15 protein-coding genes and 5 pseudogenes are annotated in these 22,492 nt (G+C 35.5%); 18 read left to right on the forward strand and 2 right to left on the reverse strand.

All coding sequences use genetic code 11. The features are described 5' to 3' along the window. Positions 1-26: 26 nt before the first annotated feature. The 11 genes and pseudogenes from JCM21714_RS23705 to larC (JCM21714_RS23715) all read left to right on the forward strand — a co-directional run bounded on the left by JCM21714_RS23705 (position 27) and on the right by larC (JCM21714_RS23715) (position 11,386). Positions 27-650 (forward strand): GntR family transcriptional regulator, encoded by a 624-nt coding sequence (locus JCM21714_RS23705; RefSeq protein ID WP_369403455.1) that lies wholly within the window; start codon positions 27-29, stop codon positions 648-650. 10 nt (positions 651-660) lie between these two features. Then, a complete protein-coding gene (locus JCM21714_RS23710; RefSeq protein WP_369403466.1) occupies positions 661-1,155 on the forward strand; it encodes a substrate-binding domain-containing protein in 495 nt (164 codons plus the stop codon). Positions 1,156-1,619: 464 nt separating this feature from the next. Then, positions 1,620-3,137 (forward strand): arabinosylfuranosidase ArfA, encoded by a 1,518-nt coding sequence (arfA, locus tag JCM21714_RS04240; protein ID WP_035722085.1) that lies wholly within the window; start codon positions 1,620-1,622, stop codon positions 3,135-3,137. Positions 3,138-3,232: 95 nt separating this feature from the next. After that, positions 3,233-4,565 (forward strand): annotated as a pseudogene (locus JCM21714_RS04245) (glycoside hydrolase family 27 protein). A 12-nt stretch (positions 4,566-4,577) separates the two neighbouring features. After that, positions 4,578-6,068, forward strand: a complete 1,491-nt coding sequence (locus tag JCM21714_RS04250; RefSeq protein WP_035722087.1) for an alpha-N-arabinofuranosidase — start codon at positions 4,578-4,580, stop codon at positions 6,066-6,068. A 449-nt stretch (positions 6,069-6,517) separates the two neighbouring features. Beyond that, a pseudogene (locus tag JCM21714_RS04255) lies at positions 6,518-7,403 on the forward strand (carbohydrate ABC transporter permease). Beyond that, positions 7,403-8,251: a carbohydrate ABC transporter permease gene (locus JCM21714_RS04260; RefSeq protein ID WP_035722090.1), complete on the forward strand. Its 849-nt coding sequence runs from the start codon at positions 7,403-7,405 to the stop codon at positions 8,249-8,251. The pseudogene JCM21714_RS04255 and the gene JCM21714_RS04260 overlap by 1 nt, the downstream one beginning before the upstream one ends. A 27-nt stretch (positions 8,252-8,278) precedes the next feature. Beyond that, entirely contained in the window at positions 8,279-8,902 is a 624-nt protein-coding gene (locus tag JCM21714_RS04265) for a YesL family protein (protein ID WP_035722093.1), read from the forward strand. A gap of 269 nt (positions 8,903-9,171) precedes the next feature. Continuing rightward, positions 9,172-10,509, forward strand: a complete 1,338-nt coding sequence (locus JCM21714_RS04270; RefSeq protein ID WP_035722096.1) for an ABC transporter substrate-binding protein — start codon at positions 9,172-9,174, stop codon at positions 10,507-10,509. A gap of 108 nt (positions 10,510-10,617) precedes the next feature. Further along, a complete protein-coding gene (gene larC / locus JCM21714_RS04275) occupies positions 10,618-11,259 on the forward strand; it encodes a nickel pincer cofactor biosynthesis protein LarC (RefSeq protein ID WP_369403456.1) in 642 nt (213 codons plus the stop codon). After that, positions 11,228-11,386, forward strand: coding sequence for a nickel insertion protein (gene larC / locus JCM21714_RS23715; protein WP_369403457.1), 159 nt, complete (start codon positions 11,228-11,230; stop codon positions 11,384-11,386). Before larC (JCM21714_RS04275) ends, larC (JCM21714_RS23715) begins: the two co-directional genes overlap by 32 nt. A gap of 135 nt (positions 11,387-11,521) precedes the next feature. On the opposite strand, the gene JCM21714_RS04280 is transcribed toward larC (JCM21714_RS23715), so the two are convergent. Together JCM21714_RS04280 and JCM21714_RS04285 are read right to left on the reverse strand one after the other, a co-directional pair. Beyond that, entirely contained in the window at positions 11,522-13,825 is a 2,304-nt protein-coding gene (locus tag JCM21714_RS04280; protein ID WP_035722099.1) for an AraC family transcriptional regulator, read from the reverse strand. A 46-nt stretch (positions 13,826-13,871) separates the two neighbouring features. Continuing rightward, the gene (locus JCM21714_RS04285) at positions 13,872-14,513 is read right to left on the reverse strand and encodes a YesL family protein (RefSeq protein WP_035722101.1); all 642 of its coding nucleotides are present in this window, start codon (positions 14,511-14,513) and stop codon (positions 13,872-13,874) included. A gap of 383 nt (positions 14,514-14,896) precedes the next feature. Here JCM21714_RS04285 and JCM21714_RS04290 point away from each other — a divergent pair. The 7 genes and pseudogenes from JCM21714_RS04290 (at position 14,897) to JCM21714_RS04320 (ending at position 22,484) form a co-directional block, all read left to right on the forward strand. Continuing rightward, positions 14,897-16,425: pseudogene (locus tag JCM21714_RS04290) on the forward strand (extracellular solute-binding protein). A 231-nt stretch (positions 16,426-16,656) separates the two neighbouring features. Further along, positions 16,657-17,626 (forward strand): annotated as a pseudogene (locus tag JCM21714_RS04295) (ABC transporter permease). A 29-nt stretch (positions 17,627-17,655) separates the two neighbouring features. Continuing rightward, positions 17,656-18,537 (forward strand): carbohydrate ABC transporter permease, encoded by an 882-nt coding sequence (locus tag JCM21714_RS04300; RefSeq protein ID WP_035722103.1) that lies wholly within the window; start codon positions 17,656-17,658, stop codon positions 18,535-18,537. A 28-nt stretch (positions 18,538-18,565) separates the two neighbouring features. Continuing rightward, positions 18,566-19,663, forward strand: coding sequence for a hypothetical protein (locus tag JCM21714_RS04305; RefSeq protein WP_035722106.1), 1,098 nt, complete (start codon positions 18,566-18,568; stop codon positions 19,661-19,663). Positions 19,664-19,703: 40 nt separating this feature from the next. Then, the gene (locus JCM21714_RS04310; RefSeq protein ID WP_035722109.1) at positions 19,704-20,558 is read left to right on the forward strand and encodes an MFS transporter; all 855 of its coding nucleotides are present in this window, start codon (positions 19,704-19,706) and stop codon (positions 20,556-20,558) included. Beyond that, positions 20,555-20,875, forward strand: a complete 321-nt coding sequence (locus JCM21714_RS04315; RefSeq protein ID WP_035722112.1) for a cupin domain-containing protein — start codon at positions 20,555-20,557, stop codon at positions 20,873-20,875. The genes JCM21714_RS04310 and JCM21714_RS04315 overlap by 4 nt, the downstream gene beginning before the upstream one ends. Positions 20,876-20,904: 29 nt before the next feature. After that, positions 20,905-22,484 (forward strand): annotated as a pseudogene (locus JCM21714_RS04320) (glycoside hydrolase family 43 protein). The last annotated feature ends 8 nt before the right edge of the window (positions 22,485-22,492 follow it).

The raw sequence follows: 22,492 nt of genomic DNA on the forward strand, positions 1-22,492 counted from the left end.
ATATTTAAAAAAGGGGGGGGTTCGGAGTGGAAGCAAAATATAAAAAAATAAAACAATCTATTAAATCAAAAATCCTCGAAGGACTTATTGTTCCCTATCAAAAAATCAGTTCGGAAACTGAATTAATGGAGCAATTTAGTGTGAGTCGTCACACTGTTCGTTTAGCTTTGGGGGGGGAATTAGTTAATGAGGGTTGGCTATACAGAGAACAAGGAGCGGGAACTTTTTGCTCAGACCGGTCAAGTTTAGAACAAAATCAGCAATATGAACTTCCAACGAAAAGTATTGCTATTGTGACAACATATATTTCTGAGTATATTTTTCCCTCAATTATTCGTGGTGCAGAGTCATATCTAAGTGAGCAGGGATATCATGTTAGTATATTTAATACGAATAATAAATATAAACAGGAAAAAAGGATATTAACTAACATCATTGCTGGTAAATATGATGGAGTCATTATTGAGCCTACAAATAGTGCTTCATCTAATCCTAACTTAATATATTATCTCGACTTAGAAAAAAAGCATATTCCTTATGTTATGATCAATGCTAGTTATGAAGAATTAGAACCTGTGAGTTTTATGATGGACGATGTCAAAGGTGGCTATTTACAAACGAAGTATCTATTAGAGCGGGGGTCATACTGAGATAGCTTGTATATATAAAACAGACGATGCTCAAGGTCAAAAAAGACTTAAGGGCTATATTAAAGCACACCGTGAGTATAAAGCAGCTATTAATCCTAATAATATAATTACATATTGTACGGAAAATGAACAATCTAAACCTTTTGACGCATTACAACAACTTATTGATACAAAGACTGGACGTCCAACAGGAATGGTTTGTTATAATGACCAGCTAGTATTAAAGTTAATGGATGTATTAAGGGAAAATGACATTCGAATTCCAGAGGATATATCATTTATCGGATATGATGATTCGCTACTTGCAGAAATTTCAGAAGTAAAATTAACATCTGTTATACATCCGAAAAGTCAACTTGGATTAGATGCAGCAAAGGCTATGATTAAGATGATAGATAAAAAGGGAACTTACATAGATAACAAGGAGTTATCTATGTTGTACGAACCACACATAAAAGAACGTCAATCGACTATAACATTAAAGAAAAATTCAAATGTTTCTTAAGCAGTAAAAGCAATGTATAAAAATACGTTGCTTTTCTTATTAGAATAGTATCGGAATAGAACTAATCCAGTGAATAAAAGGAAGATTATGCGCACTAATGATGAGGTAATTATGATTTGACTTACTGCTTAACAATCCGCTCCGGCTTGTTACACCTAATATAAATTTCAGAATGACTACTTAGTAAATCGAAGTTATGTCCCATTATCTTCCTTATGTGTTTTAGTAGTATATTGAAATAATTGGATAGTTTTTCTTTGAGTTAAAGAAAACTTGAAAACTTTTAAAATACTCTCTCAATATCTTGACAAACACTAAATTATTTCTTAATCTTAATATACGTACAATTTTAGGAAAACAGGGAAATACTTATAAGATGTACGATCAAGTATTTTTGAATCGCAAATTGTAAGCGTTTAAAATGTGCAGCTATTTAATTTTAAATCATAGAAAGGATGATATGTATGGTAAAAGAAACAGTAAATGCAAAGATGGTAGTAGACAAGGAATTTCAAATTTCGGAGATTGATCCCAGAGTTTATGGATCTTTTATTGAACACTTAGGAAGAGCAGTTTATGGTGGTATATTTGAACCAGATCATCCAACAGCAGACGAAAATGGTTTTAGACAAGATGTTATTGATTTAGTAAAAGAATTACAAGTACCAATCGTACGTTATCCTGGCGGAAATATGGTTTCTGCCTATAACTGGGAAGACGGTGTGGGGGGGCCGAAAGAAGAACGTCCTAAACGATTAGAGCTTGCTTGGCGAGTCACAGAAACAAACCAAGTAGGAACAAATGAATTTGTTGATTGGGCAAAAAAGGTAAACGCAGATGTGATGATGGCTGTTAACTTAGGCACAAGAGGTATTGATGCAGCGAGAAATCTATTAGAGTATTGTAACCACCCAGGAGGTACTTACTGGAGTGACTTGCGTAAATCACATGGATATGAGGACCCTCATAACATTAAAACATGGTGTTTAGGAAATGAAATGGATGGACCGTGGCAAATAGGTCATAAAACAGCATATGAATATGGACGGCTCGCAGCGGAAACTGCGAAAGCGATGCGTTTGGTAGATCCAACGATTGAATTAGTAAGTTGCGGAAGTTCAAATTCCCAAATGCCAACATTTCTACAATGGGAAGCAGAGACGTTAGAACATACGTATGAAGTGGCAGATTATATTTCTTTGCATCAATATTATGGGAATAAAGCTGAAGATACAGCGAACTTTTTAGCGAAGTCCATGGATATGGAAAACTTTATTGAAACGGTAATTGCAACCTGTGATTATATCAAAGCGAAAAAACGAAGCAAAAAGAAAATGAATTTAAGCTTTGACGAATGGAATGTATGGTTCCATTCTAAAGAACAAGATAAAAAAATTGAGCCATGGACAGTAGCGCCTCCTCAATTAGAAGATGTTTATACTTTTGAAGATGCACTGCTTGTAGGTAGTATGTTGCATACCATGCTACGTCACTCTGACCGCGTAAAAGTTGCATGTATGGCGCAGCTAGTGAATGTTATAGCTCCAATTATGACAGAAAATGGCGGAGCTGCCTGGAAACAAACCATCTTCTATCCTTATTATTATACTTCTGTTTATGGTCGTGGTGTAGCACTTAATCCAGTAGTAAGCTCGCCGAAATATGATAGTCAGGACTTTACAGATGTACCATATTTAGATCCAGCGGTTGTATACAATGAAGCAAAAGAGGAACTCGTGATTTTCGCAACAAATCGTCATCTGGAAAAACCGTTAGAAGTTGACATTGATGTGCGTGCATTTGAAGGTTACGATGTCGTGGAGCATGTTGTACTTGAAAACGAGGATGCGAAAGCTGTAAACCTTGCAGGGCAAGAAAATGTTAAGCCGCATTCAAATGGTGAATCATATGTAGAGGATGGTAAATTAGTAGGTATTTTCCCTAAATTCTCATGGAATATGATTCGTCTTCAAAAGAAATAAACTATACAGGAAGCCGCAAAAACTGAAGAAAGGTATCGATTGATGCTTTCTCCATCTTTATTTAGTTATATATAAAGGAAAGGTAGTTGTTTCATTTGAAGCACCATCAATATGCAATCACGCCTCCAATGGGGGGGTGGAATAGTTGGGATTGTTATGGAGCCACCGTTACGGAAGAGGAAGTAAAAGGCAATGCAGAATATATGGCAACTCATCTTAAACAATTTGGTTGGGAATATATAGTAGTGGATATTCAATGGTCGGAAGCAGGTGCTGTCTCATCAGCTTATCGCCCTTTTATACCTCTTGAGATGGATGAGTTTTCGCGTTTAATTCCAGCATCCAATCGTTTTCCATTGTCTAAAGATAATCAAGGTTTTAAACCATTAGCAAATGATATCCATCAAAAGGGACTAAAATTTGGTATCCATATTATGAGAGGTATACCAAGACAAGCTGTACATCAGAATACTGCTATATCAGGTACAAATAAACGTGCAAGAGATATCGCTAAACCAAATTCGATATGTCCGTGGAATACAGACATGTATGGAATTGATTCGAATAAAGATGGTGCTCAGGCTTATTATGATTCCTTGTTTCAGTTATATGCGGAATGGGGGAGTGGACTTTGTTAAGGTGGACGACATTGCTGATTCCAAGTTGTATGGTATCCATGCTGAGGAAATTAAAATGATTCGTAAAGCGATCGATCGTTGTGGTCGCCCAATGGTATTAAGTCTTTCACCAGGACCCACATCCTTACATAGTGTGAGCTTGCTTGAAGAAAATGCAAATATGTGGAGAATGACCGATGACTTTTGGGATATCTGGGATTTGTTATACGATATGTTTGAGAAATGTTACCGATGGAGTAAAAACATCGGTCCTGGTTACTGGCCAGATGCTGATATGTTGCCATTAGGTCATATAGGCATTCGGTCAGTTGATGGAGGAGCATCAGATCGTTTTACTCGCTTTACTAAAGATGAACAACTAACAATGATGACGTTATGGTCGATATTCCGTTCTCCATTAATGTTTGGCGGAGAAATGCGAGATAATGATGAGTGGACATTGTCATTATTAACAAATAAAGAAGTATTAGAAGTGCATCGGAATGGATTTGGTGCACGGCAAGTATATCGAGACGAAGATAAAGTAGTGTGGAGTTCATGTGGTGATGAAGCAACACTTTACGTAGCAATGTTTAATTTGGCTGATGATGAAGAACAAGTAGCAGTAACACTCGAAAGTTTAGGTTTGACAGATACACAGGTAAAAGTTCGTGACTTATGGAAACAGAAAGATCTGGAACCACAATTTGAAGAAATTACCTACAAATTAAAACCACATCAATCCAAGTTATTGAAATTATCGAATGTTCAAACTCAGTATTGTAACAAAGGTACTAATTTAAATTTATAATGAGGTGAAAGTATGACAAATAATGCAATTGTTAATGCAGATGTAACAAAGGGTGTAATCAATAAAAATATTTATGGGCACTTTGCTGAGCACTTAGGCCGTTGTATTTACGAAGGTTTTTGGGTTGGGGAAGACTCTGATATTCCTAATACAAATGGGATAAGAAATGATGTTGTGGAAGCTCTAAAAAATATTAAAATTCCTGTACTTCGCTGGCCAGGTGGATGTTTTGCAGATGAATACCATTGGAAAGATGGCATTGGACCGAGAGAAAATAGAAAGCGTATGGTCAATACACATTGGGGCGGTGTCATTGAAAATAATCATTTTGGAACACATGAGTTTTTTATGCTTTGTGATTTGTTAGAAACAGAACCATATGTCTGTGGGAATGTAGGTAGTGGGTCTATACAAGAAATGTCCGAATGGGTAGAATATATGACATTTGATGGAGAATCACCAATGGCTAACTGGCGTCAGGAAAATGGTAAACAAGAGCCATGGGCATTAAAGTACTTTGGCGTCGGAAACGAGAACTGGGGGGGTTGTGGCGGTAATATGCGGCCTCAATATTATGCAGATCTTTATCGACGTTTCCAAACTTACGTAAGAAATTATGGAGAAAATAAAATTTACCGTATTGCTGGTGGTCCCAATGTTGCCGATTATAACTGGACAGATGTATTAATGAGAGAAGCAGGCAAACTCATGGATGGCTTAAGCTTACATTATTACACCGTACCGGGGGGGGAATTTTGGACCGGAAAAGGTTCCGCAACGAATTTCCCGGAAGAGGAATGGGATGTGACAATGCAAAAGGCTTATTACATTAAAGAGCTAATTGAAAAGCATAGTGCAATTATGGACAAATATGATCCGAAGAAACGCGTGGGATTAATTATTGATGAGTGGGGGGGAACATGGTATGATGTAGAAGAAGGCACCAATCCAGGTTTCTTATATCAGCAAAATACGATTCGAGATGCATTGGTTGCTGGGGTTTCGTTAAATATCTTTAACGAACATAATGACCGAGTTCAAATGACTAATATTGCTCAAACCATTAATGTTTTACAGTCTATGATTTTAACGGATAAGGAAAAAATGATAGTAACCCCAACGTATCATGTATTCGAGATGTACAAGGTTCATCAAGACGCAACAAAGGTATCTCTGGATATATCATCCGATAAATTTAAAACAGGAGAAAAAGAGATGCCACAGGTAACAGGATCAGCATCAAAATCAAATGATGGAACATTGAATATCACATTGTGTAATGTCGACAGAGAAAATTCATCTGATTTTAATGTGGATTTGCGAGGGATAGAAGTAAATCACGTAACAGGTCGGGTACTAACGGCAAACGAAATCGATGCCCATAATACGTTCGACAACCCTGATAATGTCCATCCAGTCGAATTTACAGATTTTCAAATAAATGAAACTATTTTATCTATAAAATTACCCTCAAAATCTGTTGTAGCACTTTCGGTAAAATAGAAGGCAAGAAATAAAAGTCGATAAGATATTCTTATCGACTTTCATTATGAAAAGGTTTAGAAAAAGGGAATAATTAAAGTGATTTGTTGCATATAATTAAAAAATACAAGTGTAGCGAATATTTACTTAACAAAAATGCGATGTTTATTATTGAAAAATTGTTTAGTAAACTTGTAGGATAATAAAATAATGGTTTTTTTGAGAAAATGATTGAAAAAACTTATACAGTTATATATAATAGAAACAACTAATACTTATACGTACGTTTGGTAATATGGATACGATATATGTTACCAAACTACAAGAGATCAAAACTAAAGTAAAGAAGTTTAGATTAATTGAAAGCGTATTCAGTTTGTTCAAACTTTTAAGGAGGGATTACCTTGGCAACAAATCAAACAGTGGCAACAAATCAAAAAGCCGATACGTATAAAGGTCCAAGCCCATTTATGAAATTTATGAATTCAAAAAGAGTTGTACCTTATGTTTTTGTATCGCCATTTATTATTTCTTTTTTAATTTTAACAGTATACCCAGCAATTCGTGGTATAATTATGAGTTTTCAAAGCGTCTTGCCAGGTCAAGTTGAATTTATCGGACTGCAAAACTATGAGAGAGTTTTTAATCCGGTTTTTTACAAGGCATTAATGAATACAACAATATATGTAATATTAACAGTGACAATACTAACAATATTACCGATATTATTCGCGGTAATATTGGACTCAAAGTTGGTAAAACTGAAAACCCTGTTTAGAGCTTCATTATTTATGCCAACCTTAGCATCAACAATTGTAGCGGGTATGATATTCCGTTTGATGTTTGGAGAGACCGATACTGCAGCAGCCAATCAATTTTTGAACTGGCTGGGGGATGAATTCAGTTGACTGGCGATTTAATGCATGGTCAGGAATGTTTCTAATGGTAATGCTTTGTGTTTGGCGCTGGTTAGGAGTTAATATTCTCTATTTCTTAGCAGCACTGCAAAATGTTCCAGATGAATTATATGAAGCAGCTGACATTGATGGAGCGTCGATGTTGCAGAAGTTCAGGTATGTAACATTACCATTTCTAAAACCAGTAACCATTTTCGTTGTAACTATATCTATAATTAATGGTTTTAGAATGTTTGAAGAAAGTTTCGTCTTCTGGGAAGCGGGCTCACCAGGAAATATTGGGTTAACAGTAGTTGGATATATTTATCAGCAAGGTATACAGCAAAACAATATGGGGGGGTTTGGTGCCGCAATTGGTGTCATTCTCATGCTTATAATTTTTGTTATTAGTTTTATCCAATTAATATTAACAGGTGCATTCAAGCGAGGTGATGAGTAATGAAAAACAAACAAAAAAGAAAGACATTATCATGGGTAGCTAATATAGGCATGGCAATCGTATGTTTGATAGCATTATTCCCGGTGATTATGCTATTAATTTCATCTTTAAGACCATCTTCAGAATTGATGCGTACAGGTATAAGTTTAGCATTTGATTGGAGCACGTTAAATATAGACAACTATAATTATATTTTTACACAGGCTGCCGGCTATTGGACATGGTATACAAACAGTTTAGTCATTTCCGCGGTTACTATTGTCCTATCTTTATTTTTCTCAGCAATGGTAGGATATGCCTTAGCAGTATATGATTTTAAAGGTAGAAATTTATTTTTCACCTTTGTAGTATTTATTTTGATGGTGCCATTTGAAATTCTAATGCTGCCACTATTCCAAATGATGATCACAGCTTCACTGGTGGATTCCTATCTTGGTGTCATTTTACCGATGGTGGTAGCGCCAATTGCAGTATTCTTCTTTAGACAATATGCATTAGGATTACCAGTTCAATTAATGGATGCCGCACGAATTGATGGTGCAACAGAATATGGAATCTATTTTAAAATAATGCTTCCATTAATGGGGGGGCCATCGCTTGGTGCAATGGCAATCCTACAAGGTCTTGGCAGCTGGAATAACTTCCTTTGGCCATTAATAGTATTACGTTCCAACGATATGTTTACTTTACCAATTGGCTTGGCTACGCTATTAACTCCTTATGGTAATAACTATGATGTGTTAATTGCTGGGTCGGTAATGACCATCGTACCGATCATTATCTTGTTTATTTTCTTCCAGCGTTATTTTGTTGCTGGTTTGACAACAGGGGGGGGAGTAAAAGGTTAATAGTGTTTTGATAGGATGTGACCAAAGATGTTTGGAGAACAATTTATAGGTTCACTAGATCGTTTATTAAAAATAATATTACAAGTTGCATGGTTAAACTTTCTTTGGATAATATTTAGCTTATTAGGTGTCGTAGTAGTGGGGGGGGTTTTTCCTGCTACTACAGCAGCTATAAATGTCGCAAGGAAATGGGTCCAGAAAAAAGAAGTAAAATCTATTTACCAATTATTTAAGCAGACTTATAAAGGTGAATTTATCAAATCAAATATTATTGGTGCCATTTTGTTATTTACAGCAGTAATTTTGTTCATAAATTATCATGCGTTATTACAACTTGGAGATCAAACACCTATAATTGTCGTTTTTGCCTATTACTTTGTCATTTTTTTATATGGAATTATTCTCATCTGGATTTTTCCTTTATTAAGTCACTATCAAACAACAATTATGCAATATTTTAAGAATGCTTTTATTATTGGTATTTCCAAAATGCCGATAACTATTGCAATAGGTTTTGCAATATTTGTTATAATTTATTTCTCATTGGAGCTGCCAACTCTATTGTTGTTTGGAACAGTTAGTTTAATTGCTGTAACAGTTGCATTCTTAACCATGCGTGTGTTTGAAAAAATAGATAATGCAGACACTTAATAAAACATATACGTACTATCAAACGATATACTATATTTAATAAATTAGTTAATCAATAACTTATATACATTATTTAGAAAACTTATTGACAAATTAAATATAAAATGATATCTTTTAATTAATAACATAGTAACTTAAACGAAGGACTAAGTTTATTGATTTTTGCATAATAGATCAGGTATTGAAGCATGTTCTTCGTTTATTCCTTTCAAATAGTTGAAAGCGGTTACTGGTTTAGTTCTTATAAAATTATTCAGGGGGTTAGTAAGATGAAAAGAAAAAGTTTATTAGCCATTTTGTTTGGTATTGTTGCAATGTTACTTGTAGCATGTGGCGGGGGTGGCGATGAAAGTTCTGGAGAAGCAGAAGAAGTAAAAACTGTTGGAGCTGATTTAGAAAATGCAGAAGATCTGAAGTTGTGGATCTTTGCCGGACAGCATGCTGATTTCTATGAAGATGCAGCTAATCGTTGGAATGAAGAGAACTCAGATCGACCCATTGCGTTGACTGTAGAAACATATCCTTATGATCAGCTACACAATAACTTACTCTTAGCATTGCAGTCAGGTAAAGGTGCACCAGATTTGGCTGATATTGAAATTGGTAGATTTCCAAACTACCTACAAGGTGAACCACAACTTTTAGCTATGAATGAATATGTAGAACCTGAAATAGAAAATTTCATTAAAGCTCGTTTTGAAATCTATGCAAAAGATGGACAATATTATGGAATGCCAACACACGTGGGTGCTTCTGTAATGTATTATAATACAGAAATAATGGAACAAGCAGGTGTAGACATTGACGCTATTAAAACATGGGATGATTTCACAGCAGCAGGTCAGAAAGTAGTCGATAATACAGATGCAATAATGATCAACTCTTTTCCTGGTGATTTACTTCCATATTGGATCCGTGTTTCACAGCAAAAATCCGATTTCATAAACGATAATGGAGAGTTAACCATTAATACACCAGAAAATGCAAAAGCACTTCAGTATATGAAGGACTTGCAAGATGCTGGCATAGCTGAAGTTGCACCAGGTGCTGCACCACACGCCGAAGAGTTCTATTCTTACATGAATGATGCAGGCGCTGCAGCAGTTGCTATGCCAATCTGGTATATGGGACGCTTTACAGATAGTATGCCAGATTTGACAGGTAAAATGACCATTCGACCTTTACCTGTATTTGATGAAGATGACAATAGATCTGCGGGTATGGGTGGTACAGGTACGGTAGTAACAAATCAAACAGAACACCCTGAGCTGGCAAAAGAATTCTTAGCTTTCGCTAAGCTGACGAAAGAATCAAATATTAAACTATGGACAATTCTTGGGTTTGATCCACCTCGTCATGATGTATGGGATGCTCCAGAATTGAGTGAGCCAAACAAGTATACTGAATTTTTTGGCGATAATATATTTGAAGTATTATCAACACTTAAAGAAGATATCGCACCATTAAATGTTACAAAGAAAACACCAGATGTTATTACTCAACTTAACACAACTACATTAAATAGTGTATTAAGAGATGGTGCACAGACAGCAGAAGAAGCATTAAAAGAAGCACAGGAAACTGTTCAATCATCTACTGGTGAATAATAAAAAAGTGAAAAAACCCTTCCTTTATAAATTAAGGAAGGGTTTTTTCTATTTATAAATGAATTTTTTAGTTAAAATAAAGCTATAGGAGATTATTGGAGGTGGCTTATGAGAAAAGTATTATATTTTGATTGTTTTTCGGGCATTAGTGGTGATATGACAATAGCCGCGTTATTAGATACTGGCATCTCACTAGAATGGTTAGAATCCCAGTTACTCAAGCTTCACGTAGAACAAAAGTATGAATTAAAATTAAATAAAGTAATTAAAAACGGGATAAACAGTAATCATTTTGATGTAATATTTGAGGAAGCATCAGATCACCATGATCATAAGCATGAAACGGATCATCATACACATCACCATCGTACATATAAAGATATTGTACAAATGATTGAAAATAGTGAATTAAATGAGTCGGTAAAAACGATGGCACTGGATATGTTTCGTGTAATTGGTGAGGCTGAAGCGAAAATACATGGAATCGATTTAGATCACGTGCATTTTCATGAAGTAGGTGCCATTGACTCTATTATCGATATTGTAGGCGTAGCGATTCTAATTGATCACCTGGGAATCGACCAAATTATTTCATCACCAGTACCAGTAGGCTCAGGACATATCCATATTGATCATGGTATCTATCCGGTACCAGCACCAGCAACATTGGAAATACTAAAAGATATTCCCATAAAAAATACTAAAGTTGTTGGGGGAAATGACAACACCAACAGGTGCAGCTATTATTAAAACGTTAGTTTCTAGATATGGTGAAATTCCAAATATGAAAGTAAATAAAATCGGTTATGGAGCAGGTACAAAAACATTTCCTACTCACCCGAACGTACTTCGGATTATGCTGGGAGAAGGAAATTAAAAAAATTCGAGCATGATACAAACGATTTCATATTAATAAAATAAGTGTAAAGTATTTCTAATCTTTGGGAATGCTTTAATCTATAATTTCTATAAAACACCACTCTTTCACTAAAGAAAGAGTGGTTTTGATTTGCTATGCTTCTTTTGATTTATGTTGTGTTCTGTATTTTCCTGGCGTTATTCCTTCCATTTTTCTAAAAGAACGAATGAAGTTTTGTGAATTATTATATTTTAATTTTTCAGCGATTTCCTTTACAGACATGCTAGTAGTTGTTAACCACTCTTTGGCTATGTTTAGACGATACCTCAGCAAATACTCACTGAATGAAAAACCTGTTTCCTTCTGGAAAATGCTACTAAGGTAATTGGGATTGTAATGAAGTTCAGCAGCAAGTATATCTAAAGAAATATCTTTATTATAATTTTCGTGAATAAATCGCATCATTTTATCAGAAATTTTTTTGTTCTTGGAGTCATCCCTGGCATCCACACTATCAATAAGTGGGATAATAATATCATGATTTACCCAATCATGTATCGCTTCTATAGATCTCAAGTTTTGATAATATGTAATCATCTCAGTTGATTGAAAACCTTCAATACGTACTCCAAGAAGTTCCTTCAATTCATATAATTCATATAAAAATCTTGATAAAATAATTTCCAGTTGTTGATGATGAATGTCATGTCGATCCAGGTAATCAAAAAACTTGGAGAGCTCTTTTGAAGCACTTCCCTTATCACTTAACTTAATCGCATCGAAAATTTTATTTTTAATCGCAGAAGGGTATGGTGCGACACTTGAATAACTTCTATTTAAATTCTCATAAAAAATAATCGAAGCCTCACCCATTTTCAGGCGGTATTTCAATGCTTCCTTACTTTCCTTGAACGCAATATTTGCATCCTCCAACGCATTAAAGCGCTTGCTGATTCCTATGCTGACGGATAAATGAAAAAGCTCCTTTACTTTAGATTGAATTAACTTAACCTTTTGATTGATATTATGTGTATATTTTGTATCCTTGTCGCATTCTGTCATAATCATGGTAGACTGCGTATCATTTATGACGACGGGGGTAAATCTCTCATTAAGTGGTATTAAATCTTCTATTAAGTTATTAATAGCAAATAAAATTAGATCCTGATCATTATTATTAAACTTCCCTTGGTCAAAATCATCTATTTTCAAAGAGAAAACAGTTATCCAAGTCCAACTTTGATTGAAATGAAAGGATTTCATCTTAAGTGGTATTTCGCTTTTTGTAATTTTACCTTGTAGTAAACGAATCATAAATAATTGCTTTAATTGTGTTACCTGGCTTTGTACGCGTTTTTCTAATAATTGATTTTGATCCAGAAGGTTTTCAATATGTGTTTCAATTAGGTCAAATTCGTTGATAGTCTCTAATGGTAAACGCTGCTTTTCCTCGGTAGAATAGATTATATTTTTTAACTTCTTAATTGGGCTATACAATATCTTACTGCCTATGAATGCTATACTCAATGAAATAATTAATAAAATAGATACAATGGCTAATGTCAGCCAACCTATTGAACTAGATTTCATATGCAAGTCACTTATTTTAACTAAAGACAGGTATGTCCAGTTATTATAATTAGAGGTTTGATAAGATACCTGGAAATCAGTACCATTCAGCTGATATTGAAATTGACCTTCTAATTCATCATGATCAATTTCATTAAACAGTGCATTTGGAATATATCCGTCATCACTTGTATATTCGGTATTGCTGTGAGCAATCGTTTTATTATGTTCATCTAAAATAATAAAGGATTCACTCTGATTACTTTGTGCCATAATATCATTCAATTCACAAGTAGGGACAAGCACAGAAATCAATCCATCAGGACTGGAAGATAAAATCGGTAGTTTTTTCACTAGGTTAATATATTGTGAGCAGCTATTTTTTGTAGCGTTAGGTAAATTAATTTGCTCTGACTCTTCCAAAAGCCATTTGGATTTTTCGGGCAACTGCAAATATCCTGTATTTATTTGCTCGTATGCATTTTTATCAAGATGAACAAGTCCATTGTTATTGATTAGCCATTTTTTTTCAAAACTCACCAATACAATATCTTCAATACCAGTCTCTATTGTTTGTAAGTGAATAAGATCCTTACGCAGTTTATGGAAATCGCTAAAGGAACTTGCATTCATATCTTTTTTAATAAATTCCGTAGTTTGAGCAGATCGTATAAAATAAGTTGTAGATAAATCAATGTAACGAAGTACCTGCTCAACATTAGTCTGAATTTGATAAATATTTTGCCTTTTTTCATGATTAGAATACTCGACAATTGCTTTAGAAGATTGCCAATATGAAAGACCACCAGTAATAATTACAGGAACTGTGCTTAGGATAATTAAAAAAGCAATAAGTTGAAAATAATGTTTGGTTGAAAATTTTTTCATGAGCATACTTCCTCTTAATGAAATATTTTAGGTAATATCTATAACGTTAAGAAGTTGAAATAGTTGCTTCTTCTAACTGTTCCCGTTGCTTTTTTAATAATTGAGTAAAACCAATTTGAACGATAAACATCGTTACGTAGGCGCTAATACTAAAACTAAAAAACAGCGTAATACCAGGAAATTTTAGGGAGACATAATAAATTCCTGCCAAAACGGTTAGCGCTGATACAGAATAAGGTAGATTCACGGCACCTATAGAAATCGCATATCGAATGTATTGCCAAAAGCTTAGTTCATAATGAACAAATACGGGAGCAATATAAAGAATTAGCAAGACGTAAAAGAAGGCTGCTAATATAAAAGTTCCCAGTAATACCGGGTATAGATTACTTTCACTCATCATGCCTGTATACTTGAGGAAAACAGATAGAAAATAACCAATAACGTAAAGGACAATTCCTAATAAATTTGCACGAAAAAAATTACGTTTATATTCTAAAAGAAATGATTGAAATATCGGTACATTGAAATCTTTTAAGACCCACTTACGCACGATAGAAAACATCGCTATACTGGCTGGCATGATACCGAATAGAACTAACCCTAATAATGTGAAGATAAGCCATAGTATATTTAGCCAAGCAAAACGAGTAATCCAAATACTTACTCGGTAAAATTCCCCCCCCATAAACCTGTTAGCTCCATGTTAACCCCCCCACCTATTTCTGTAAATTAAATGTTAATCTATATATAGAATAACGTTTTATAGTCCTTCCGTAAATAGATTTAATGAAGCGCTTTCAATAATAATCATGATTGAAGGGGCGAAAAACCCTTATTTATAAAGAGATTTTAGTTGATTCAGACCCAAAATAATCATTTCTTAATATAATTATCTTTAAAGTATAATAATGATTATTTCATATTTATTTTTTAAAAATTTTGTCTTTGTTAGTAAGCGTTTCAACACCTGTGAAAAAGTGATTATATACATTTAATCATTAGATCTTTAGTATTTAAAGTGTACTCGGCAAGTCATAGTACAAATAAAAATATCGGAGGGTGGTTCATTTGAGTAATTGGAAAAAGTCTATGGGAATCATGTTGTTACTATTATTACTAACATTAGTGGCGTGTAATAATGATAGTGCTACAGAAGGTGATAATAGTGGTGCAAATGATGAGACAGGGGGGGATGAAGGTGGTTCTGCTGGAGAGCCATATTCATTTACTATGATGGCAAATTTACACACACCAGAAGTTCCAAATGAGAAAGTTTTAGAAAAGATTGAAGAAGAAACGAATACAGATATCGAGATTCAATGGGTGCCTGATAACAACTATGAAGATCGTCTAAATACTGCCTTCGCAACAAACTCTTTACCAGAAGCAGTTTTCTTAAAAAACCAGACCACGTTTATTCAATTCCGTGATGCGTTGGAAGATGAACAATTCTGGGAGGTAGGGCAATACTTGGATCAATTCGAGAATTTATCAAAGCTGAAAGAAAATGTACTTGATAATACGAGAGTAAACGGAAATTTATATACTTTATATCAAGGACGCCCCTTATCAAGACAAGGCTTGATTTATCGTAAGGATTGGGCTGATAATCTTGGCTTAGAAGCACCAACAAATACGGATGAGTTTATGGAAATGGCAAGAGCTTTACAGAAGATGATCCAGATGGAAATGGTAAGGATGATACGTTCGGCGTTACTGACCGAAGTGATTTAGTATATGGTGCATTTAAAACAGTTTCATCCTGGTTTGGCACACCAAATAATTGGGGTGAAAAGGATGGCCAATTACAACCGGAATTTATGTTTGATGAGTATAAACAAACGATGGATTTCTTTAGAGAAATGCATGAGAACGGATATATAAATCAAGATTTCCCTGTAACAAGTAAACCAGATCAACAAGAATTCTTTAAAAACGGTACAGCTGGTATGTATGTTGGCTCAATGGCTGATGTAGTGAGCATAAATGGTGATGCTGTTGCTATTAATCATGATGTCAAATTTGATGTTCAAAATAAAATCGAAGGACCTGATGGTGAGTTTGGAATTTGGTCAATTCCAGGTTACGGTAGTTTAATCATGTTTCCGAAAAGTGCAGTTGAATCTGAAGATGATTTGTTAAAAATTTTAGGATTCCTCGATAAGATGATGACACCAGAAGTCGCGAATTATGCTTTCTGGGGAATCGAAGGAGAACATTATGAAGTAAAAGAAGGCAGTGCGCTTCCTACAGATGATCAGGCTTTATTTGATCGTGAAGTTAAGCCATACCAAGCACTTGAAATTGGAGATCCAGAAACGAATGGCAGATATGAAGGCTTTTTTGAATATGATGCCAAGGCAAAAGCAGAAGAGTTGATTAAAGATAATGAAAATTATTTAATCGAAGATCCAACTGTGCCGTTATATTCTGAAACATATGTGAATGATGGTGCGATCTTACAAGAAGGTATGATAGATGCAACCTATCAATATATTCTAGGCCAGATTGATGAAGCTGGTTTTGATAAGGCGGTTGAAAAATGGAAAAAAGAAGGCGGAGCCGCTATTATTGAAGAGTTTAATGCGTCAAAATAATAGCAACTAAAGTTTAGGGCTCTTAAAATGGGAATTTTCAGAGCCCTTCTCATAACTAAAAAATTGTAAGCAGGAGATGATCACTATGTTATGTCAGTTACTTAAATCGCACCACATCAATAATCCAAGTAACTCGTAAGATAATGATTATTTACGTTATATACCCTTTAAGCGTAAGATCTTCATAAGTAAACACAACAAAAAAAGAAAAAATTAGGAAGGATACTGCTTATGGAAACCGCGACACTTACTGCAAAAGAAGAAGAAAAACAATTCAAAAAGGTAAAGCGATCGGAAACATGGAGGAAAATAAAACGCAACAAACTGATTTATCTGATGATTCTGCCTGGTTTAATTTATTTTTTGATTTACAAATACTTACCTATGTATGGGTTGATCATTTCCTTTCAGGATTATAAGCCCTATAAAGGTATTTCAGGAAGTGAATGGGTAGGATTAGATCATTTCATACGATTATTTACAAGTAGTGAATTTTGGTCGATATTTAAAAATACACTGGTGTTATTTGGCTTACAAGTATTCGTATTTTTCCCAATACCAATCATTATTTCATTAATGTTGAATGAAGTGCGTCACAGCTTTTTTAAAAAGGGCGTTCAGACGCTGATTTATATTCCCCCCCACTTCATGTCCTGGGTTGTCATTGTTTCGATCTCCTATGTGATGTTAACGCTTGATGGAGGAATTGTAAACGCTGTATTAGAATCATTGGGATTTGAGAAAATAAACTTTTTACTAAATGAAGATTGGTTCCGGCCCATGTATGTCTTACAAGTTATTTGGCGTGAGGCTGGCTGGGGGGGTACTATTATATTCCTGGCAGCGATAACAGCAGTAGACCCTCAATTGTATGAAGCAGCACGAATGGATGGCGCAAATCGATTCCGTCAGATGTGGCACATCACAATACCTACTATTCGTAACGTTATCATTGTGTTATTAATCTTAAAAATTGGGGGATGTTTTGGAACTCGGGTTTGAACATGTTTATTTACTACTCAATTCATCTAACCGGAATGTAGCAGAAATTTTTGACACATATGTATATGTTGCAGGTTTGCAACAGGGACAGTTTAGTTACAGTACGGCAGTTGGTTTCTTTAAAGGCATAGTTGGATTAATAATGGTAGTATTTGCGAACTGGTTAGCTAAGCGATTTGATGAAGAAGGCATTTACTAGTAACGACAACAATAGGCGAGGTGAAAATGATGACAAAACAACGAAGCATCTCTTCTGGTAGTAGAGTGTTTGATTTCTTTAATTACTTTTTACTGGCACTGTTAGCCTTAATTACGATATTACCGTTTATCCATGTCCTCGGTAGTTCGTTTGCTACAAGTGCAGAAGTAGCAAGAACAAAATTTTTACTGTTTCCGACTGAATTTTCATTAAAGGCATATGAATATATTTTCTCAACAGATACGATCTTTAGAGCTCTGGGTGTATCAGCGATTGTAACGATTGGTGGAACGCTTTGGAGCATGTTTTTCTCGACTTTAACAGCGTATGGATTATCGAGAAGAGACCTCGTCGGGCGACGGGTAATTAACTTTATGATTGTTTTCACATTATTGTTTAATGGTGGTATGATCCCGACATTCTTAGTGGTTCAGCAAACTGGAATGTTAAATTCCTTATGGGCATTAGTGATACCAGTTACGATTAATGCGTTTAATATGATTATCTTGCGCAGTTTCTTTATGAACATACCTGCAGGCTTAGAGGAATCAGCAAAAATAGACGGAGCCAACGATTTCAGTATCTTGTTCCGCATCGTGATTCCTATTTCGTTACCTGCAATTGCAACCATTTCGTTATTTTATGCGGTGACTTATTGGAATACCTATATGCATGCCATTCTCTATTTAGCTGATGCTGATAAATGGCCTGTGCAGGTTTTGCTGAGACAAATTGTAGTATTGGCAAGTGGAATGAATTATGATGCTGAAGCATATACCGATGTTCCACCTCCAGAGGTAACAGTAAAAATGGCGACGATTGTAGTAGCAACAGTACCTGTGTTACTTGTATATCCATTTTTGCAAAAGTACTTTGCCAAAGGTGCACTGTTAGGATCTGTGAAAGGTTAATAGTCTATTAGGAGAGGAAGAAAAGCTATTGATCAGGCATAAACATGAGCTTGAGAATCTTTATGATGGTGTTTTTTATTGGCTCCAGCAACAATTTGATCCCATTATGGGTGGCTTTTACTACGCCAAAAGCTCTGTTAGAGATGACCGTTTCTATTCAGATATCGAGTCAACTGCACAAGCAATAAATATTTTATTAAGACAACAATTGCTCGAAGGGATGCCTTCCGCACTAAAAGATAAACTGATTTATTTTTTTCAATCGAAACAAGATCCGAATACTGGTTACTTTTTTGATGATCATCCCAATATGCCAAAGGATGAAGTGATGGTTCATCGAGCCTTTCATTATGCAATAAGCTCTCTAAAAAGACTTGGAGGTGAACCACTATATAAGTTGCCATTAGAAAAAAGAAAGGCACCTGCCTACACGGATTCATTATCAGCCTATCAAGCAAAATGGAAAGGTATTGATTTGAGAAATAGTTGGCGTGGTTGTGATTTGCTTGCTTCCTCGCTCGTATATGTTAATCAGATGGAGCTCGAGAAACAACGTATATACGTGAAAGCGTTGGAGGAATTTCTGGCAAGTATACAAGACGAGGAAACAGGCTTGTGGGGGGGCAGTGGATCATTATATGTAAGAATTTCTGGAGCATTTAAATTGCATACTTTTTATCGAAGGAATCAAATACCTATGCCAAATCAGGAAAAAATCTATCAAAGTATTTTACTTAGTTTACGAACAGAAGAAGCTGTCGATATGTGCTATATTCGTAACCCAATTGATTTATTGGCTTATTTGGAAATAGAAATTTCTGAACAGGAATTAGACGAGATTACTTTTATAACTATTCAAAATTTGAAACAATTAAAACGAAAGGATGGCGCCTTTTCGCGAGAAATAAATGGCTCACCATCAGCGCCGAATGTTGCCCAAATAAAAGAAGATGACTATTATCCAGATATGCCAGATCCTGTTGAACTAGGTTTAGGTTTAGTGGAAGGCGATATGAATGCTACTACTCAAGCGACACTAATCCGCAAACAATTACACCAATTATGGAGTGAAAAGCCCGAACCATTAATAAGCAGCGAACAATTTTGGCAGACTTGGCAAACATAATAGAGATTTATAGAAAGAAGTGTCTCGTTTAATTCGACAAATGAAACTTAAAAAAGAAAAACAACTCTCTTCACATGCCGTGAATATTCTAATCAACCATGCTATTTTCCAATTTGGCGGCTCGTTGTCGATAATTTTTGTGAATTTATATTTATGGCGTTTAACAAACAGTTTGTGGGTTAATGGCTTGTATAATTTAATTGCGATTTTAGCACAAGCGGCTACCACCATTTCTATTGGCAAAATGTCTAAGAAAAAGGGCAGAACCACGATCTATCGATATGGCATTTTTATGACAGCTATATTTTATCTATTCATTGTGATTGTTCAAGAAGAAATTGTCACTTATTTTTATTTGTTTGCTCTACTTCGCGGCATTGCTCAAGGATTGTATTGGGTTGTGTACTTCACCATTGTCCATGAATTTTCCTCGGATGAAAACAGGCATCGCTACTTAGGATGGAATCAAATGGTGATGAGTTCTGCTAACTTAATCGCACCAGCATTAGCAGGGTATATTATTGCACTGTATAATGGACTGGCAGGATATTCATTCGTTTTTTCGATTGCCTTTTTGATGTTCTTTATAGCAACGATAGGCACTTTCATTCTATTTATGGCGACGCTTAATATATTTAAACCATTACAGGCAAATGCATTTGCGGCTTACTATTTCCAATGGATAGATCGGATTCCTCTGGGAGCTGAATTCAGAGTGGAGTCCGTTGTATTGCGCGAAACTATTATTAATATCGGCAGGGGGGGGTTAGGGATTATAGTATTTATGCTTTTTTCGAATGGGATAGATACGAACACTGTTGCATACGTGATTGTGTTAGCAATGTTAATTCAATTTATCTTACCTATTATTACAAAATTGAAGGAGGAAGTATGATGGCCATTAATCAATGGGAACAAGCAGAACCAGGAGTAAAAAGAAAAATCCATGATCCTGGCAAGCAAATGATGGTAATGGAAGTAGCCTTTGAAAAAGGTGCGAAGGGATCTGCTCACAATCATCCACATGAGCAAATCACCTACTGTATAGCGGGTAAATTAGCTTTTCATGTAGGTGGAAAGGAAGTAGTCATGAAGAAAGGAGATTCGTTACATATTCCTTCAAATGCTGTTCATGGTGTGACAGCCTTGGAGGATAGCCAGATACTGGATATATTTACGCCCTTAAGAGAAGATTTGTTAGATGTCAACTAACCTATATTTTATGGAAGTAGGTGAATAAGATGAAAACGTATAAAAATCCGATTATACCAGGTTTTTATCCGGATCCCTCCGTATGTAGAGTGGGGGGGAAGATTATTACTTGGTAACGTCAAGCTTTGAGTACTTTCCTGGTGTGCCTATATTTCATAGCAAGGACCTTGTTCATTGGCGGCAAATAGGTCATGTCTTAGATCGTCCTGAGCAACTGAATTTAGATCAAACACCAAATTCACGTGGTATATACGCACCGACCATCCGTTATCATAATGGAATATTTTATATGATTACCACTTTTGTTGTCAGTAAACAAGGCGCCAGAAAAAATTTTTATGTTACTGCAGAAGATCCTGCGGGTCCATGGTCTAATCTCATTTGGCTGGAGGGAGCGCCTGGAATTGATCCTTCTCTTTTTTTTGATGACGATGGTAAGGTCTATTATACCGGTAACCGCAAACCCCCCCCTTCTGGTCAGCAGTATCTGAAACACAATGAAATTTGGCTGCAGGAACTAGATCTGCAGAAAAAACAATTAGTTGGACCAACGTATAGCTTATGGGATGGCGCTTTGAAGTATGCCCATGCTCAGGAAGCGCCGCACTTATATAAAATAAATGGCTGGTATTATTTGATGATTGCTGAAGGTGGAACAGGTCATACGCATGCTGTCACGATCGCACGAAGTAAAACGATAACAGGTCCTTACGAAATGACAGAGATAAATCCGATTCTAACGCATCGGCATTTAGGCAAAGATTTCCCGATAGTAAACGTCGGACATGCCGATATTGTTGAAACACAAAATGGTGATTGGTGGATGGTCTGTCTCGCATCTCGTCCTTATGGAGGGTATTATCGTAATCTTGGTCGAGAGACATTTCTCGTACCATTTGTTTGGGAAGATGGATGGCCGATTGTGAATAAAGGAAAAGGCATGGTCGAGTCTGAAGTGGAATTCCCTAATCTTGATGAGCATAAGTGGCCAGCATTACCACATACAGATTCCTTTGAATCGGAAAAGCTAGACGACAGCTGGAATTTTTTGCGTACACCTAGAGGGGGGGATTTCTGGTCGTTATCAGACAGACAAGGCTATTTGCGTTTAAAAGCCAAGAAAGAAACTATAATGGAAGAAGAAAATCCAGCTTTTATCGGAAGAAGACAGCAACATATAAACTTTTTTGCGCAAACCGTTATGGAATTTCAGCCTAAAACAGCGTATGAAACAGCTGGATTAGTTCTATTACAAAATCATAACTATCAGTTTCGTGTTGAAATTTTATTAGATAATCAACAGACGCTGATACGATTAGTAAGAAGGGAAGCTGGAAGAGATCAGATCGTTGCTGAAAAAACAATAGATGGTGATAAACGAATCTATTTTAAAGTAGAAGCAATTGGCCAAGATTATTCATTTTTCTATACAACGGAGCCATTTAACTGGAGAATATTAGCGCTAAATGTGGATGGGAGAATTTTAAGTACAGATCTGGCAGGTGGGTTTGTTGGCACATACATAGGTATGTATTGTTCCGGAAATGGAAAAGAAAGTGATAATTATGCTGATTTTGACTGGTTTGAATATTATGGCATAGAGGAATGAGAGTGTAA

The sequence above is a fragment of the Gracilibacillus boraciitolerans JCM 21714 genome, assembly GCF_000521485.1.
GTDB classification, from domain to species: Bacteria; Bacillota; Bacilli; order Bacillales; family Amphibacillaceae; genus Gracilibacillus; species Gracilibacillus boraciitolerans.

What these genes read in the sequence shown, in the direction of transcription:
- larC (WP_369403456.1), top strand. Translation starts at nt 10,618, where the DNA reads ATGAGAAAAGTATTATATTTTGATTGTTTTTCGGGCATTAGTGGTGAT.
- JCM21714_RS04285 (WP_035722101.1), bottom strand. Translation starts at nt 14,513, where the DNA reads ATGGGGGGGGAATTTTACCGAGTAAGTATTTGGATTACTCGTTTTGCT.
- JCM21714_RS04260 (WP_035722090.1), top strand. Translation starts at nt 7,403, where the DNA reads ATGAAAAACAAACAAAAAAGAAAGACATTATCATGGGTAGCTAATATA.
- JCM21714_RS04310 (WP_035722109.1), top strand. Translation starts at nt 19,704, where the DNA reads ATGAAACTTAAAAAAGAAAAACAACTCTCTTCACATGCCGTGAATATT.
- JCM21714_RS04250 (WP_035722087.1), top strand. Translation starts at nt 4,578, where the DNA reads ATGACAAATAATGCAATTGTTAATGCAGATGTAACAAAGGGTGTAATC.
- JCM21714_RS04280 (WP_035722099.1), bottom strand. Translation starts at nt 13,825, where the DNA reads ATGAAAAAATTTTCAACCAAACATTATTTTCAACTTATTGCTTTTTTA.
- arfA (WP_035722085.1), top strand. Translation starts at nt 1,620, where the DNA reads ATGGTAAAAGAAACAGTAAATGCAAAGATGGTAGTAGACAAGGAATTT.
- JCM21714_RS04270 (WP_035722096.1), top strand. Translation starts at nt 9,172, where the DNA reads ATGAAAAGAAAAAGTTTATTAGCCATTTTGTTTGGTATTGTTGCAATG.
- JCM21714_RS04300 (WP_035722103.1), top strand. Translation starts at nt 17,656, where the DNA reads ATGACAAAACAACGAAGCATCTCTTCTGGTAGTAGAGTGTTTGATTTC.
- larC (WP_369403457.1), top strand. Translation starts at nt 11,228, where the DNA reads ATGACAACACCAACAGGTGCAGCTATTATTAAAACGTTAGTTTCTAGA.
- JCM21714_RS04265 (WP_035722093.1), top strand. Translation starts at nt 8,279, where the DNA reads ATGTTTGGAGAACAATTTATAGGTTCACTAGATCGTTTATTAAAAATA.
- JCM21714_RS04315 (WP_035722112.1), top strand. Translation starts at nt 20,555, where the DNA reads ATGATGGCCATTAATCAATGGGAACAAGCAGAACCAGGAGTAAAAAGA.